Genomic DNA, 13,294 nt, shown 5'->3' on the forward strand with positions numbered 1-13,294 from the left:
GCACCGGGGCGGGGGCCGGAAGCGCCGGGACGGAGGCCGACGGCTCGGGGACGGGGGCCGGCGGAGCCGGGGCGGGGATTGGCCGCGCAGGCCGGGCGGGTGGCGGGGTGGGGGTGGTCACCTGGGGCTCCTCGCGGCCGGGGTCGGTGTCGGGGCGGGGTCGGGCGCGGGGCGGGTGGAGGCTGCGGCTGCCCAGAGGGTCCAGGCGACGGCCACCAAGGCGCGGGCCCAGGCCGGGCTGACGGGGGTGCCCGGGATCATCAGGACGGCCTTGTCGAAGGCGTCGAGGAGGGTCAGGCCGGCCAGGAGGAGGGTCAGCCGGGCCAGCCAGGGGCGGTCGGCTCGCAGGGCCGCGCCCGCACCGGCCCACCACAGGCCCAGGAGGAGGAGGGCCAGGGCGGGGACGGCCGTGTCGGCCAGCGGGGTCGTGGAGCCGGCCACGTCCAGGGCCAGGCCGGCCAGGCCCAGCAGCGACGCCGCCGTGCCCAGGCGGGAGCCGCGCAGCCGGCGCGCCCACAGCACCGCCCCGACCAGCCCCAGGACGGCGGCCGTGCCGAGGGCGATCTGCGTCTCGACGCGGGCCAGGCCCCGGGCGCCGTACCAGTCGCAGCCTGCGGGCAGCCTGCGCGCCTGCACGTCGTAGTCGGCGCAGACGAGCAGCTGCGCGAGCTTCACCGGCTCGCCCACCAGCCGGTGCGAGCCGCCCGACACCGCTCCGCGGCGCTCCCCGCACTCCGGGAGGGCGCCCGGGGAGGAGCCGTCGGGGCCGGGCTGCCAGCAGTTGCCGCGGCCCTGGCCGTCCCACCAGACGTCCATCCCGTTGGGGCGGACGGCCCCCGCCTTGTCACGGCCCAGGACGTTCCCCGCATACCGGTTGTGGTGGGAGGTGTCGGCCTGCTTCGACCAGGCCTCCTCGCCGCGGATGAAGGCGGGCACCGCGGACAGGTAGAAGCCGGCACGGCGGTGCCCGTACACCCAGTTGCCCTCGTAGAGGTTCCAGTTGCCGCCGGCGGTGATGATGCCGGTGCCCGGCGGCATGGAGATCTGCGGGCAGACGACGCCCTGCTCGTAGCCGCGCTCGACGGGCGGCTTCGCACAGGTGCCGTCCGCGACGTACCGGTAGTAGTCCTGGTTGTTGTCGTGGATGACGTTCCGCTCGAACTTCGCGTGGTTCTGCGGCAGGCCCGGATGGCCGGGGAAGGCGCTGTCCATCGAGGCGCCGCCCATGTTGTGGTCGAACTCGTTGTCGTGCACCCACACCGAGTCCCCGGCGGTGCCGGAGTACCCGACCATGTTGTGGTGGCTGCGGCAGCCGGTGATCTCGATCGAGTAGCGGGGGACGTCGTAGCCGCGGCCGTCGTTGATGTTGCTGGCGCTGCCCGGATAGATGCCGGAGTCGCCGTTCCCGTACGACTCGCAGTTCTTGTACAGGCCGTGGTCGCTGGCGAAGGTCAGGAAGCCGTACTCGTCGTTCCAGCGGGTCAGGACGTCGTCGATGACGAAGCCGTCGCCGGCGAGGACGTACAGGGCGTTGAAGGTGGTGCGCTGGGCGGTGAAGTTGCGGAAGTAGACGCCGTTCGACCGGTCGGCGCGGATGGCGTTGAGCTTCTGGTACTTGGCGTCGATGACGACGTCCAGCCGGGACGCGCCCGTGCCCTCGATCTGGAGGTCCTTCTTGCCGAGGATCGCGACGAGGTTCTGGTTGTGACGGCACTGCACCTGCTGCTCGTACGACAGGATCTGGTAGCCGAGCGCGGACGAGGGGGCCTTCAGGGCGGCGCACTCCCCCGACGGCCCCGGCAGCGAGGGCTCCTCCTCGTACAGGCCGGGGAGGATCGCGATGTTCATGCCGGGCCGGTCCACCGCGTCGACGGCCTGCTGGAGGTGGCGGTGGCCGGTCTTCTCGCACCGCTCGTACAGGGCGAGGTTGCGCTGCCTGAGCGGCTCGGGGAAGGCGGCGATACGGCGCTCGAAGGCCGGCCGGTCGGTCTTGCAGACCAGCAGGTCGGGCTCGGCGTTGCGGTAGGCGGGCACGGATCCGCTGCCGTCGGGGAAGGTGACGGGCCGCTCCTCGTGCGCGCGTGCGGAGGGCGCGGCGGTCAGGAGGGTCAGCAGCGGCAGCAGGACGAGGAGGGCGGCGAGGAGGGCCGGCCGGGCGGCGGGGCGTCTGCGGGTCCACGGGGTCCACGACATGCGCGAGAGAGTAGAGCAATGTTCACGTTTTCGGATCCCCCGCGACAGCACCGGTCCGCCCGGCACCCCCGACCCCGCAAGGGGCCCATTGACGCGCGGGCCTCGGAATCCTACTGTCGACCATAGGATTCCTTCGACAGAGCGGAAGCACCCCATGAGCGAGCAGGCCAGGAAGACGGCCGAGGCCCTGGAGTACCTCACCGGGTTCGGAAACGAGCACAGCTCCGAGGCCGTGCCCGGCGCCCTCCCGTCGGGCCGCAACTCGCCCCAGCGCGCCCCCCTCGGCCTGTACGCCGAGCAGCTCAGCGGCAGTGCCTTCACCGAGCCCCGCAAGCACAACCGCCGCTCCTGGCTGTACCGCATCCGCCCGTCGGCCGCGCACCCGCCGTTCACCCGCATCGACAACGGGTCCGTGCGGACGGCGCCGTTCACCGAGGCCCCGGCCGACCCGAACCGGCTCCGCTGGAACCCCCTGCCCGACCCGGCCCCCGGCACCGACTTCCTGGCCGGCCTGTGGACCCTCGGCGGCAACGGCGACGCCGCGCAGCGCACCGGCATGGCCATCCACCTCTACTCCGCCGACGCCGACATGACGGACCGGGTGTTCAGCGACTCCGACGGCGAGCTGCTGATCGTCCCCGAGCGCGGCGGCCTGCTCCTGCGCACCGAGCTGGGCCTGCTCGCCGCCCGCCCCGGCGAGGTCGCGCTGATCCCGCGCGGCGTCCGCTTCCGCGTCGAGCTGCTCGACGACACCGCCCGCGGCTACGTCTGCGAGAACTACGGGCGCCCCTTCGAGCTGCCGGACCTCGGCCCGATCGGCGCCAACGGCCTGGCGAACGCCCGCGACTTCCGGGCGCCGGTGGCCGCGTACGAGGACGCGGACCGGCCGACCGAGGTGGTCAACAAGTTCTGCGGCAACCTCTGGTCGGCGACGTACGACCACTCCCCGCTCGACGTCGTCGCCTGGTACGGCACGCACACCCCGTACGTCTACGACCTGCGCCGCTTCAACGTGCTCGGCTCCATCAGCTACGACCACCCGGACCCGTCGATCTTCACGGTGCTGACCTCGCCCTCGGACACCCCCGGCCTGGCGGGCGTCGACTTCGTGGTCTTCGCGCCGCGCTGGCTCGTCGGCGAGGACACCTTCCGGCCGCCGTACTTCCACCGGAACGTGATGAGCGAGTACATGGGCCTCATCGAGGGCTCCTACGACGCCAAGGCCGAGGGCTTCGTCCCCGGCGGCGGCTCGCTGCACAACATGATGTCGGCGCACGGCCCCGACCGGGAGACCTTCGACAGGGCCAGCGCCGCCGAGCTGAAGCCGCAGAAGATCGACGACGGCCTGGCGTTCATGTTCGAGACGCGCTGGCCGATCACCGCGACCGCCCAGGCCGCCGGCGCCGACCACCTCCAGCGCTCGTACGACGACGTCTGGGAGGGACTGGAACGGCACTTCCGCGCCTAAAATGCTCCCGGCCCCGCCGGGCGGGGCCGCGCGCGTGCCCGCCGCCTCGTCCGTACGGAGAACCACCCGTGACCGCCTTCGCCCCAGACTCGCTGGTGCTGAACCGGAAGCTGCCGCTCTGGTATCAGGTGTCGCAGTCGTTGCGCGCCTCGATACTGGGCCGCACCCCGGACGCCTCGCTGCGCCTGCCCACCGAGGAGCAGCTCGCCGAGCACTACGGGGTGAGCGTCCTGACCATGCGCCAGGCGCTCAAGGAGCTGGAGGGCGAGGGGCTGATCAGCCGGCACCGACGGCGCGGGACGTTCATCGAGCCGGGGGCCATGCGCGGGGCGCCGGTGCGGCTGCTGGGCTCGGTCGACGCGATCGTGGCGCAGCAGTCGGGCGACCGGACGACCGTACTGGGGCACGAGCGGACGGCCGTGTCCGGGGAGCTGCTGGAGCACTTCCCCGACACGCCCGAGGTGGTCGTCTACCGGCGGCTGCGCCACGACGGCGAGAGCGGCGAGCCGACGAACTGGGCGGAGAACGCCGTACGCCCCGAGGTCGCCGAGGCGGTGGACGTCGAGGACCTGGCGCGCTGGCCGATGACCAAGGTCCTGCGGGACGTGGTCGGCGTGCGCATCAGCCGTATCACGGACACCGTGGAGGCGCGGCTGGCCGATCCGGAGACGGCCGAGCTGCTCCGGGTGCCGCTGCTGAGCCCCATCCTCCACTACACGGGCGTCACGTACGGCGAGGACGGGCGCGTCGTGGACGTCGCGCGGATCCGGTACCGCGGGGACCGCTTCTCCTTCACGGTGACGGTCGACGCGCACTGAGGCGGCGGGCACGGGCCGCCTCCCCTCCGCCCCTCCGCGCGGCTACTTCTCGTCGTCGTCGGCGCGGCGCTCGCCCTCCGCCTGGGAGGGGGTGGTGCGCAGGGTGTCCGGGTGGTGGTGTGCCGCCCGCTCCTTCTCGTCCATGTCCTCGTCGAGCCGCTCGCCCTCGGCCTGCGAGGGGGTCGAGTATTCGTCGTACTGACTCATGTCCGCTCCTCGGCTCTGCGGACGGCCGCGCGCGCCCGGGCCGGGCCGGGCCCGCGGCGTCCGCGCATGGGGGCCGTACACAAGGAGCGTAACGCTTCGGCCACCGCCCGGCCCGGACACGGCTGCGCGGGGGTCTGCCGGGTGCGGGGCCGTCGCTACCATCTGCCGGGTGAGCGACGACGTACCGCTGCTGGACGAGCTGATGCCCTGGGCCGTGAGCGGTCTGCGCCTGGGCCGCGCGTGGGTCGCCGCCCCCGATCCGGCGGCCCTGCGGGCCCGGTGGGCCGTGCTGGCCGGCGCCGAAGGGGCGGAGCGGGAGCGGCTGTTCCGGCCGAGCCGGGCCCGGTCCACGGCGCTGGGCGCGGCCGCGCTGCCGGGGCAGCGGGCGACGTCCACGGCCCGCTTCGCCGACGCCCCGGGCCCGTGTCCGGAGCCGGTGCGGGCGCTGCTGGCGCCCTTCGACGAGCAGTGGCTGCTGCCCGACCAGCGGCTGATCGACTCGGCCCGGCCGGAGCTGTGGCGGGTGCTGGACGGGCAGCAGTTGTTCGTCCTGGAGGGTTCGGAGCCGGTTCCGGCGGCGGTCCCGGATAATCCGGCGCCGGCGGGCCTCCCCGAGCCGGGCCTTCAGGTGACCGCGCACCTGCCGGCCGGGCGGCTGGGCCGGATCCGGCCGCTGCACCGCCGTCCGGGCGGCGCGGAGCCCAACCTCGCGCCGGGTCTGCTGCCGCTGCTCGGCGAGCGCTTCGGCGGCTGGGTCACCCCGCAGGACGTGCTGTGCTGGATCCTGGCCGCGGGCCGGCCGGGGCCGCGCGGGTACGAGGTGCCGCTGCCCGCCGATCCGGAGCGGTGGCGGGCGGGGCTGGAGCTGGGCGGCCGCCTGCTCGCGGTGCGGCTGCGCGGGGGCCGCGGCGCGGAGCCGCCGCGGCTGCCGGGCGGCCGCCGCCCGTACGTGCGCTCCGCGGTCACGGGCTGGCCCGACGGGCTCGGCTACGACGCGGCCGCGGAGACGCTGGTCCTCGGCACCGGTACGGTCTCGCCCGTACCGGCGGAGGCCTGGGAGTACGGGGCGCCGGGCGGGGCGCGGGTCCTGGAGGCGTGGTTCGCGGCCCGCTGCGCGCACCGCGCCCCCGACGCGGCGGGGCTGGAGGCGCTGGGTCCGGCCGCGTGGCCGCAGGCGTGGACGTCGGAGCTGCTCGCGCTGGTGACGACGCTGGCGCTGCTGGCCGGGACGGCGGCGGAGCGGGCGGCGTTCGAGCCGGGGCCGCTGCTGCCGCGGGCGGAGCTGGCGGCCGGCGGGGTGCTGCCGCCGCCGCGGTGGGCGCGGCGCCCGGCGTCCGTCCTGGACCACCTGGAGGAGGGCCCGGGCGGGCAGTTCGCGCTGTTGTGACGGGCTCGGGAGGAGTCAGGCGGGGGCGGTCCAGCCGGCCAGCAGGCGGAGCACGCAGCGGTCGAAGACGGCGTCCATGTCGGCGGCCGCGTCGGCGACGGGGTGGGTGTCGGCGAGGGCGGCCGCGAGCAGCGGGTAGGCGCCGGACGCCAGGGCGGTGCCGAGCCAGGCGGTCCGTACGCGCGTCTCCTCGGCCTCGCTCCAGGGCAGGGAGCGGGCCCGCTCGGCCATGGCGAGCTCGTTCGCCGCGAACGTCGCGACGGAGCCGTTCACGGTGGCGAGGAGCTCCAGCTTCTGCCCGCCGGGCAGGTCCAGCGGGGTGAGGCAGTCCAGGCTGTACTCGAGGTAGCGCAGGGCCTGGGGGCTGAAGCCGTACACGGGGCTGAGCAGGCGGGGCAGCCAGGGGTGGCGGTGCATCAGGCCGCGCGTCTGGCGGGCGAGGGCGAGGAGGTCGGCCTGCCAGTCGCCGGTGGGCGCGGGGAAGGCGTACTCGGCGCTGACGGCGTCCACCATCAGCTCGTACAGGTCCTCCTTGCGCGGCACGTAGTTGTAGAGGGACATGGTGCCGGCGCCGATTCCGGCGGCGACGCGCCGCATGGAGACGGCGTCGATGCCCTCGGCGTCGGCGATGCGGACGGCCTCGGCGGCGATCGACTCCCGGGTGTGCGCGGGCCGGGGCCCGCGTCCGGCGCGCTGCGGGCGGGCCCAGATCACTTCGGGTTCAGCGGGGCGGCTGCCGGCTGTCATCGCTCATCACCTCGCGGCCATCCTAGAGGCGGGCGGGGTGGTGACAGGGCGGGGTGCGGGCAGGTAGGCAGGGCGCATGGCATCTCACACTCAGGACGTGCACGCGCAGCCCGCGGACCCGCTGCCCCTGGAGGGCGTCACCGTCGTCGCGGTGGAACAGGCCGTGTCGGCCCCGTTCGCCACCCGCCAGCTGGCGGACCTGGGGGCGCGGGTGGTGAAGGTGGAGCGCCCCGACGGCGGCGACTTCGCCCGCGGCTACGACACGGCGGCGCACGGCCTCGCCTCGCACTTCGTCTGGGCCAACCGCGGCAAGGAGTCCCTCGCGCTGGACCTGAAGGACCCGCGCGGCCTGGAGGTGCTGCACGGGCTGCTGGCCGGGGCCGACGTGTTCGTGCAGAACCTCGCGCAGGGCGCCGCCGCCCGGCTCGGGCTGGACTCGGCGGCGCTGTGCGCGCGGTATCCGCGGCTGGTCGCCGTGGACGTCTCCGGCTACGGCCCGGAGGGCCCGTACGCGCACAAGCGGGCCTACGACATGCTGGTGCAGTGCGAGGCGGGCCTGGTGTCGGTGACGGGCACCCCGGAGCGGCCCGTCAAGGCGGGCATTCCGGCCGCGGACATCGCAGCGGCCATGTACGCGTTCTCCGGGGTGCTGGCAGCGCTGCTGCGCCGCGGGGTGACGGGGCGCGGGGGCCGTGTGGAGGTGTCGATGCTGGACGCGCTCGCCGAGTGGATGGGGCATCCGCTGCACCACACGATGCACGGCGGTGAGCAGCCGGCCCGGACGGGCCTGGCGCATGCGGTGATCGCCCCGTACGACGCCTATGCGACGGCGGACGGGGACCGCGTGCTGCTGTCGGTGCAGAACGACCGCGAGTGGCGGCGCCTGACGGAACGGGTGTTGGAGCGTCCGGAGTTGGCGGACGATCCGGCGTACGCGACGAACGCGGCGCGGACCCGGGGCAGGGAGAAGACGGACGCGGTCGTCGCGGAGGCGCTGGGCCGGCTGGACGCGGCGGAGGCGGTCCGGCGGCTGGAGGCGGCGGGCATCGCCTGCGCCCGCCTGAACTCCGTGGCGCAGCTCGCGCACCATCCGCAGCTCGCGGCGCGCGACCGCTGGCGGGAGGTGGGTTCGCCGGCGGGTCCGCTGCGGGCGCTGCTGCCGCCGATCGGGCTGCCGGGGGGCGCCGCACCGCGGATGGGTGCGGTGCCCGCGCTCGGCGAGCACACCGACGCCCTGCTGCGCGCCCTGGGGATGTCGGGCGCGCAGATCGCGACACTGCGCCGGGATGGAGTAATTGCGTAGGCCGGGGCGAAACCTGACGGGGCTCGGGACCGTTCTTACGAGCGGCGGCTGCCGAAGAGCGAGCGGCGCAGCCGCCGCAGCGGCGCGAAGAGCGAGACGCGCGCGCTCCGGCTCCGCAGCCGGTGCGTGTGGTCGCGCGAGGTGAGTTCGCGCATCAGCAGGGTCGCCTCGGCGACCTCCCGGTGCGGGACGGCGGGTCCGCCCAGCACGGCGAGGTGGCGGTCGAGGCGCGAGCTGGTCGCGCTGCTTCCGCAGGTGATGGCAGGCACGCGGGGCGGCCTGCTGCGCATCGTTATCTGTTCCATGTTCTCTCCCCACCCGTACGAGGGCACCCGGCCCGGGCAGGTTAACCCTATCGCCCCCGAGACGCCCCCGGGTATCCCGGTGGTGTGAATTACCCCTATGCGTCGGGGAGTTGACGATTACTCAGCGGAGTTGTCGGTTACTCTCCGCAAGATCCGCACTCTTCAACCCCTTCGCGGGCGGCACGCGGGAGCACGGCGGGGGCGCCCCGCAACCGGCGCGCCACGCGTTCCGGCGCCGCGACAGGGGTCACGCGGGGCGCACTGCGCTAACTTGGAGTGACCGCCCGATCGCACAGGGGCGCAGGGACGCACGGATGCACAGGGGGCTCGCGTGACGGACGGCAGGGGCGCCGGCGGGACGGGCGCGGCGGGCGCAGACGGCGGCGGCGGGACGGGCGGCGCGGCGGGCCCGGACCGGGTCGTGGCGGGCCGCTACCGGCTGCTCGGCCCGCTGGGCCGGGGCGGCATGGGCGTCGTGTGGCGCGCCAGGGACGAGGTGCTGGCCCGCGAGGTGGCCGTCAAGGAGGTGCGCGCGCCCGCCGGGCTGGACGGCGCCGAGGTCGGGCGGCTGTACCGGCGGCTGGAGCGGGAGGCCTGGGCCGCGGCGCGGGTGGCGCACCGCGGTGTCGTCACGGTGTACGACGTGGTGACCGAGGACGGCCGGCCGTGGATCGTGATGGAGCTGGTCCGCGGGCTGTCGCTGGCCGACGCGCTGGAGGCGGAGGGGCCGCTCGCCCCGCAGCGCGCCGCGCACGTAGGCGAGCAGGTGCTGGCGGCACTGCGGGCCGCGCACGCGGCGGGCGTGCTGCACCGGGACGTCAAGCCCGCCAACGTGCTGCTGGCCAACGACGGCCGGGTGGTGCTCGGCGACTTCGGCATCGCCCGCCTGGAGGGGTCGACGGCGATCACGGTGACGGGCGAGGTGGTCGGCTCCCCCGAGTACATCGCGCCGGAGGTGGCGCTGGGCGGGGAGCCCGGAACGGCCTCGGACCTGTGGTCGCTCGGAGTGACCTTGTACACGGCCGTGGAGGGCGTGTCGCCGTTCCGCCGGGAGTCCGCGCTGTCGACGCTGCGGGCGGTGGTGGAGGGCGGGCCCCGGGAGCCCCGGCGGGCCGGGGCGCTGGCGCCCGTACTGGAGGGCCTGCTGCGCAAGGACCCGGCCGAGCGGCCGCCGGCGGAGGAGGCGGCCCGGATGCTGCGGATCGTCGGCGCGGGCGGGGCCGTACGCGATCCGGGCGGGCCGCTGGCCGGGGCGGGCACGCCGGAGCCGGCGGTTCCCGTGCACGGCGGCGGCGGGGCGCTCGCGCACCCGGGGCCGACGGCGCCGATGCCGCGGACCGGCCCGGCACCCGTCGCGGAGCCGGGTGCCCGGCACGAGCCGCGCCCGCACGGGCCGGGACGGGCCGGGACGGTGCTCGCCGCGGGGGTCGCGGTGCTGGTGGCGGCGGTGGCGGTGCTGACCTGGCTGCTGCTCGCGGAGCGCGCCGCGGGCGGCGGGGACGGCTCCGGCTCGGCCGGCCCGTCGGCCTCCACCGCCTCGCCGTCCGCGTCGGACGCGGAGCCAGGGTCGGCGGGCGGGTCGGCGGGCTCCGCCGGCCTTTCGGGGTCGGCGTCCGCGTCGGCTTCGGCGTCCGCGTCGGCCTCCGCGTCCGGGTCCCCCTCAGCGTCGGGGACGGCCGCACCGCACGCCTCCGCCGTCGTCCGGGCCGTGCGCGCCGCGTACGCCGGAAGCTGCCCGCCCGCGGCGTGGCGCGCGCCGGCGTTCACCGCCGCCGTCGCGGTGGAGCCGCGGCCGGCGTCGGTGGAGTACCGGTGGGTGCGGCGCGGCGGCGGCTCCGCCGAGGGGTGGCGGTCCGCCGCGTACCCGGCGGAAGGAAAGCTGGAGTTGGAGCACACCGAGCTCGCGCACCGGGCCGGCGGGACCCTGGAGGACGCGGTGCGCCTGGAGGTCCGGGGGCCGGCGGAGGCGGTCTCGGAGTGGGTGGGGTTCTCGGTGGTCTGCGAGGAGGAGCCCCCGCCCGGCGGGTCCCCCTCCCCCGGTACGAGCGCCTCGCCCGGTCCGGGCGCGTCCCCCGAGCCGGAGCCGGACCCGCAGGCCGGTGGCGGGAGCGAGCCGGAGCCCGGGCCCGGCACCGGGGAGGAGCACGGTTCCGAGTTCGACCCCGAGGCTGCCGCCTGAGCGAGGCGCGTACCGGCTGCGTGCGCACGGGGCGCTGCGGGCGGCGGACCGGGGCCTTGCGGTCCGCCGCGCGCGGCGGTCAGGCGTTGTTGCGCAGGACGGGCAGGTAGCCGCCCGACTGCCCGGCGGCGGTCGGGTGGTAGGACTCCGAGATGTTCGCCCAGTTGACGCTGTGGAGCCACGCGCTGCCGGAGCAGATCTCGTGGCCGGTGAAGGTGCCGACGACGGAGCCGAAGGTGAAGCCGTGGTCGGCGGCGCGCTTGGCGATGGCGGCGTTCAGGTGGTCGGCCGCGCCGTTGATGGCGGCGCGCTCGCCCTCGGTGAGGCCGGCGATGCAGGTGCCGCTCAGCTTGTAGAAGCGGGGGTAGCCGAGGACGACGACGCGGGCGGCGGGGGCCTTACCCCGGATGGAGCTGTAGACCCGGTCGAGTTGGGCGGGGAGGGTGGAGTCGACGTATCCCTTGGCCTGGTTCACCCGGTTGACGCAGGTCGACTCGGACTGGAGCACGCAGGTCGTCATCACGTCGGAGAATCCGGCGTCGTTGCCTCCGATGGTGATGCTGACCAGGTCGGTTCCGGAGTTCAGCGGTCCGAGCTGGTTGGCGAGGACGTCGCCGGTGCGGGCTCCGGAGCAGGCGGTGAAGGCGAAGCTCGCCGGGGAGTTGGCGGCGGCCCACAGGGCGGGGTAGGCGCGGGAGGTGCGCTTGCAGTTGCCGCTGGAGGAGTCGTAGTTCCCGGCGCCGAGGCCGGAGGAGTACGAGTCGCCCAGGGCGACGTAGCCGAAGTCTGCGGAGGCTGCGGCGGCTTGGCCGGAACCGAACAGGGCGGCACCGGCGGCGAGTAGGAGGGAGGAGGTCCAGGCGGCGAGGCGGGGCATGCTGCGCAGGGGCATGTGCGGCTCCTCGTGGGGGTGTTCGTGGGGGGGGTTACTCGGGAGTCGGGGTTACTCCTGAGTCCGTGGTACAAGGAGCCGGGATTGGCCGGAAGTGTTCATGCCAAGGAGGTTCGGCGGAGGATTGGGCGCCGGACCTTCACCGCGCGGGTGTTTGGAGCGGGATCCGGCCGGGGAGGCCCTGGGCCGTTCCGGCGAAACACCGGTGCGCCGCGACGGCTCGTGTCGGATCATGGGCGCCATGCCAGCCAACCCCCATGACTCCCTGCCGATCCGGCTCACCGTCGACGACAGCGACTCCCCGGCGGACGTCGTCGACGCGCTGTTCCTCGGCCGGTTCGCCTCCGGTGAGCAGCCCTACTCGCGCAGCGTGAGCATCGAGCGGGTGAAGGCCGAGGCGGCGCTGCTGCCGCCCGGTGCCGCCGTGCTCCGCGCGGCGCGCGACTCCGACCGCAGCGCCGTCCTGGCGGAGGGCGACGGCTGGACTGTGCTCGTCTCCCGCTGGAGCCGCGGCGCGGACGTGACGGTGACCGCCGTCAGCGACGAGCTCGCGGAGGGCGTCCTCGGAGAGGCCGTCGAGGGCGCGCAGGACGAGCCGGAACCGCAGCCGGAGAACGTCACCATGGGCTTCTGGTACGTCTCACCGCGCCGCGGGCCCCACCGCACGACCCGTCAGATCTCCGCGGGGACCTGGGCGGAGGTCCGCCGGAACTACACGGCGCCGGTGGCGTCCGCCATGGACCGGCTGATGAAGGTGACCCCGGACGACATCACCGGGCGGCTCCTGCTGCTGCACGGCCCGCCGGGGACGGGGAAGACGTCCGCGCTGCGGACCCTGGCCCGGTCCTGGCGGGACTGGTGCCAGGTGGACTGCGTCCTCGACCCCGAGAGGCTCTTCAACGACGTCGGCTACCTGATGGACATCGCCATCGGCGAGGACGACGGCTCGGCCCGGGGCCGGTGGCGGCTGCTCCTGCTGGAGGACTGCGACGAGCTGATCCGCGGCGAGGCCCGGCACACCGCCGGGCAGGCGCTGTCGCGGCTGCTGAACCTGACGGACGGCCTGCTGGGCCAGGGCCGCAACGTCCTCGTCGGGGTGACCACCAACGAGGACCTGGAGCGGCTGCACCCCGCCGTGGTACGCCCCGGCCGCTGCCTGGCCCGCATCGAGGTCGGCCGGCTCACGCACGGCGAGGCCGCGGAATGGCTGGGCACCCGGGAGGACGTGCCACGGGAGGGCGCGACGCTGGCGGAGCTGTACGCGCGCCTGCGCGGCACCGGCCCGGCGGGCCCGCTGCTGCCGCCGCAGGGCCACACCGCGGAGGCGGGCCTGTACCTCTGAGACCTGTTCAGGCGCTGTAGCGGGCCCGGAGGGCGTCCAGGGCGGCGGCCGTGGCCTCCTCGTGGGTGAGGCCCAGGCGGCGGGCGCGCTCGGCGTAGGCCTGGGCGGCGGCGGCCGCCTCCCGCGCGGCGGAGTCGGCGGCGGCCGCGACGAACGTGCCGTGCCGGCCGCGCGTCTCGACCACGCCGTCCGCCTCCAGGACGCGGTAGGCCTTCGCGACCGTGTTCGCCGCGAGCCCCAGCTCCTCGGCGAGGCCCCGGACCGTCGGCAGCTTGTGTCCGACCGGCAGCCGGCCCGCCAGCGCCGCGTCGGCGATCTGGGTGCGCAGCTGCTCGTACGGGGCGGGGGCGCCGGCCGAGCCGTCGATCCGGATGTTCAGGTTCGTCGAGGTCACGGGGCGATTCTCCCCCATCGGCCGCGATATTCGCAGGCGTCGGGGCGCCCGCGGCGCCT

12 protein-coding genes are annotated in these 13,294 nt (G+C 75.4%); 6 read left to right on the top strand and 6 right to left on the bottom strand.

What is annotated here, in order from left to right:
* Window positions 1-117: 117 nt before the first annotated feature.
* Window positions 118-2,193, bottom strand: coding sequence for a right-handed parallel beta-helix repeat-containing protein (locus tag IE170_RS30835; RefSeq protein ID WP_189812773.1), 2,076 nt, complete (start codon window positions 2,191-2,193; stop codon window positions 118-120).
* Between the two features lie 154 nt (window positions 2,194-2,347).
* Between IE170_RS30835 and hmgA the strand changes: the two genes are divergently transcribed.
* On the top strand, window positions 2,348-3,661 hold the full coding sequence (hmgA, locus tag IE170_RS30840) for a homogentisate 1,2-dioxygenase (protein WP_189812774.1): 1,314 nt from the start codon (window positions 2,348-2,350) through the stop codon (window positions 3,659-3,661).
* A gap of 68 nt (window positions 3,662-3,729) precedes the next feature.
* The gene (locus tag IE170_RS30845; protein ID WP_189812775.1) at window positions 3,730-4,479 is read left to right on the top strand and encodes a GntR family transcriptional regulator; all 750 of its coding nucleotides are present in this window, start codon (window positions 3,730-3,732) and stop codon (window positions 4,477-4,479) included.
* Between the two features lie 42 nt (window positions 4,480-4,521).
* Here the strand turns inward: IE170_RS30845 and IE170_RS30850 are convergent, their stop codons facing one another.
* A complete protein-coding gene (locus tag IE170_RS30850) occupies window positions 4,522-4,686 on the bottom strand; it encodes a hypothetical protein (protein ID WP_185902778.1) in 165 nt (54 codons plus the stop codon).
* A 160-nt stretch (window positions 4,687-4,846) separates the two neighbouring features.
* On the opposite strand from IE170_RS30850, the gene IE170_RS30855 reads away from it, so the two are divergent.
* Window positions 4,847-6,073, top strand: a complete 1,227-nt coding sequence (locus IE170_RS30855) for a type ISP restriction/modification enzyme (protein WP_373299084.1) — start codon at window positions 4,847-4,849, stop codon at window positions 6,071-6,073.
* Between the two features lie 15 nt (window positions 6,074-6,088).
* Here IE170_RS30855 and IE170_RS30860 read toward each other — a convergent pair whose 3' ends face one another.
* Window positions 6,089-6,820, bottom strand: coding sequence for a TetR/AcrR family transcriptional regulator (locus IE170_RS30860; RefSeq protein ID WP_189812776.1), 732 nt, complete (start codon window positions 6,818-6,820; stop codon window positions 6,089-6,091).
* 76 nt (window positions 6,821-6,896) lie between these two features.
* Here IE170_RS30860 and IE170_RS30865 point away from each other — a divergent pair, with 76 nt between their 5' ends.
* Window positions 6,897-8,123, top strand: coding sequence for a CaiB/BaiF CoA transferase family protein (locus IE170_RS30865; RefSeq protein ID WP_189812777.1), 1,227 nt, complete (start codon window positions 6,897-6,899; stop codon window positions 8,121-8,123).
* A 35-nt stretch (window positions 8,124-8,158) separates the two neighbouring features.
* Here the strand turns inward: IE170_RS30865 and IE170_RS30870 are convergent, their stop codons facing one another.
* Complete coding sequence (locus IE170_RS30870; RefSeq protein WP_114056943.1) at window positions 8,159-8,428, bottom strand: hypothetical protein; 270 nt, start codon at window positions 8,426-8,428, stop codon at window positions 8,159-8,161.
* Between the two features lie 466 nt (window positions 8,429-8,894).
* Between IE170_RS30870 and IE170_RS30875 the strand changes: the two genes are divergently transcribed.
* Window positions 8,895-10,607, top strand: coding sequence for a serine/threonine-protein kinase (locus IE170_RS30875; protein ID WP_189812816.1), 1,713 nt, complete (start codon window positions 8,895-8,897; stop codon window positions 10,605-10,607).
* A gap of 79 nt (window positions 10,608-10,686) precedes the next feature.
* Here IE170_RS30875 and IE170_RS30880 read toward each other — a convergent pair whose 3' ends face one another.
* The gene (locus IE170_RS30880; protein WP_308428444.1) at window positions 10,687-11,499 is read right to left on the bottom strand and encodes an SGNH/GDSL hydrolase family protein; all 813 of its coding nucleotides are present in this window, start codon (window positions 11,497-11,499) and stop codon (window positions 10,687-10,689) included.
* Between the two features lie 241 nt (window positions 11,500-11,740).
* Here IE170_RS30880 and IE170_RS30885 point away from each other — a divergent pair, with 241 nt between their 5' ends.
* Entirely contained in the window at window positions 11,741-12,841 is a 1,101-nt protein-coding gene (locus IE170_RS30885) for a DUF5925 domain-containing protein (protein WP_189812778.1), read from the top strand.
* 7 nt (window positions 12,842-12,848) lie between these two features.
* Here IE170_RS30885 and IE170_RS30890 read toward each other — a convergent pair whose 3' ends face one another.
* The gene (locus tag IE170_RS30890; RefSeq protein WP_189812779.1) at window positions 12,849-13,253 is read right to left on the bottom strand and encodes a GntR family transcriptional regulator; all 405 of its coding nucleotides are present in this window, start codon (window positions 13,251-13,253) and stop codon (window positions 12,849-12,851) included.
* Between the last annotated feature and the right edge of the window lie 41 nt (window positions 13,254-13,294).

Origin of the sequence: Streptomyces toxytricini, assembly GCF_014649915.1 — a bacterium.
Lineage (GTDB): Bacteria > Actinomycetota > Actinomycetes > Streptomycetales > Streptomycetaceae > Streptomyces > Streptomyces toxytricini.

Bases quoted from the DNA above. Each gene is read 5' to 3' on its own strand.
- IE170_RS30870 (WP_114056943.1), bottom strand. From the start codon at position 8,428: ATGGAACAGATAACGATGCGCAGCAGGCCGCCCCGCGTGCCTGCCATC.
- IE170_RS30875 (WP_189812816.1), top strand. From the start codon at position 8,895: ATGGGCGTCGTGTGGCGCGCCAGGGACGAGGTGCTGGCCCGCGAGGTG.
- IE170_RS30880 (WP_308428444.1), bottom strand. From the start codon at position 11,499: ATGCCCCTGCGCAGCATGCCCCGCCTCGCCGCCTGGACCTCCTCCCTC.
- IE170_RS30865 (WP_189812777.1), top strand. From the start codon at position 6,897: ATGGCATCTCACACTCAGGACGTGCACGCGCAGCCCGCGGACCCGCTG.
- IE170_RS30850 (WP_185902778.1), bottom strand. From the start codon at position 4,686: ATGAGTCAGTACGACGAATACTCGACCCCCTCGCAGGCCGAGGGCGAG.
- IE170_RS30885 (WP_189812778.1), top strand. From the start codon at position 11,741: ATGCCAGCCAACCCCCATGACTCCCTGCCGATCCGGCTCACCGTCGAC.
- IE170_RS30890 (WP_189812779.1), bottom strand. From the start codon at position 13,253: ATGGGGGAGAATCGCCCCGTGACCTCGACGAACCTGAACATCCGGATC.
- hmgA (WP_189812774.1), top strand. From the start codon at position 2,348: ATGAGCGAGCAGGCCAGGAAGACGGCCGAGGCCCTGGAGTACCTCACC.
- IE170_RS30835 (WP_189812773.1), bottom strand. From the start codon at position 2,193: ATGTCGTGGACCCCGTGGACCCGCAGACGCCCCGCCGCCCGGCCGGCC.
- IE170_RS30860 (WP_189812776.1), bottom strand. From the start codon at position 6,820: ATGACAGCCGGCAGCCGCCCCGCTGAACCCGAAGTGATCTGGGCCCGC.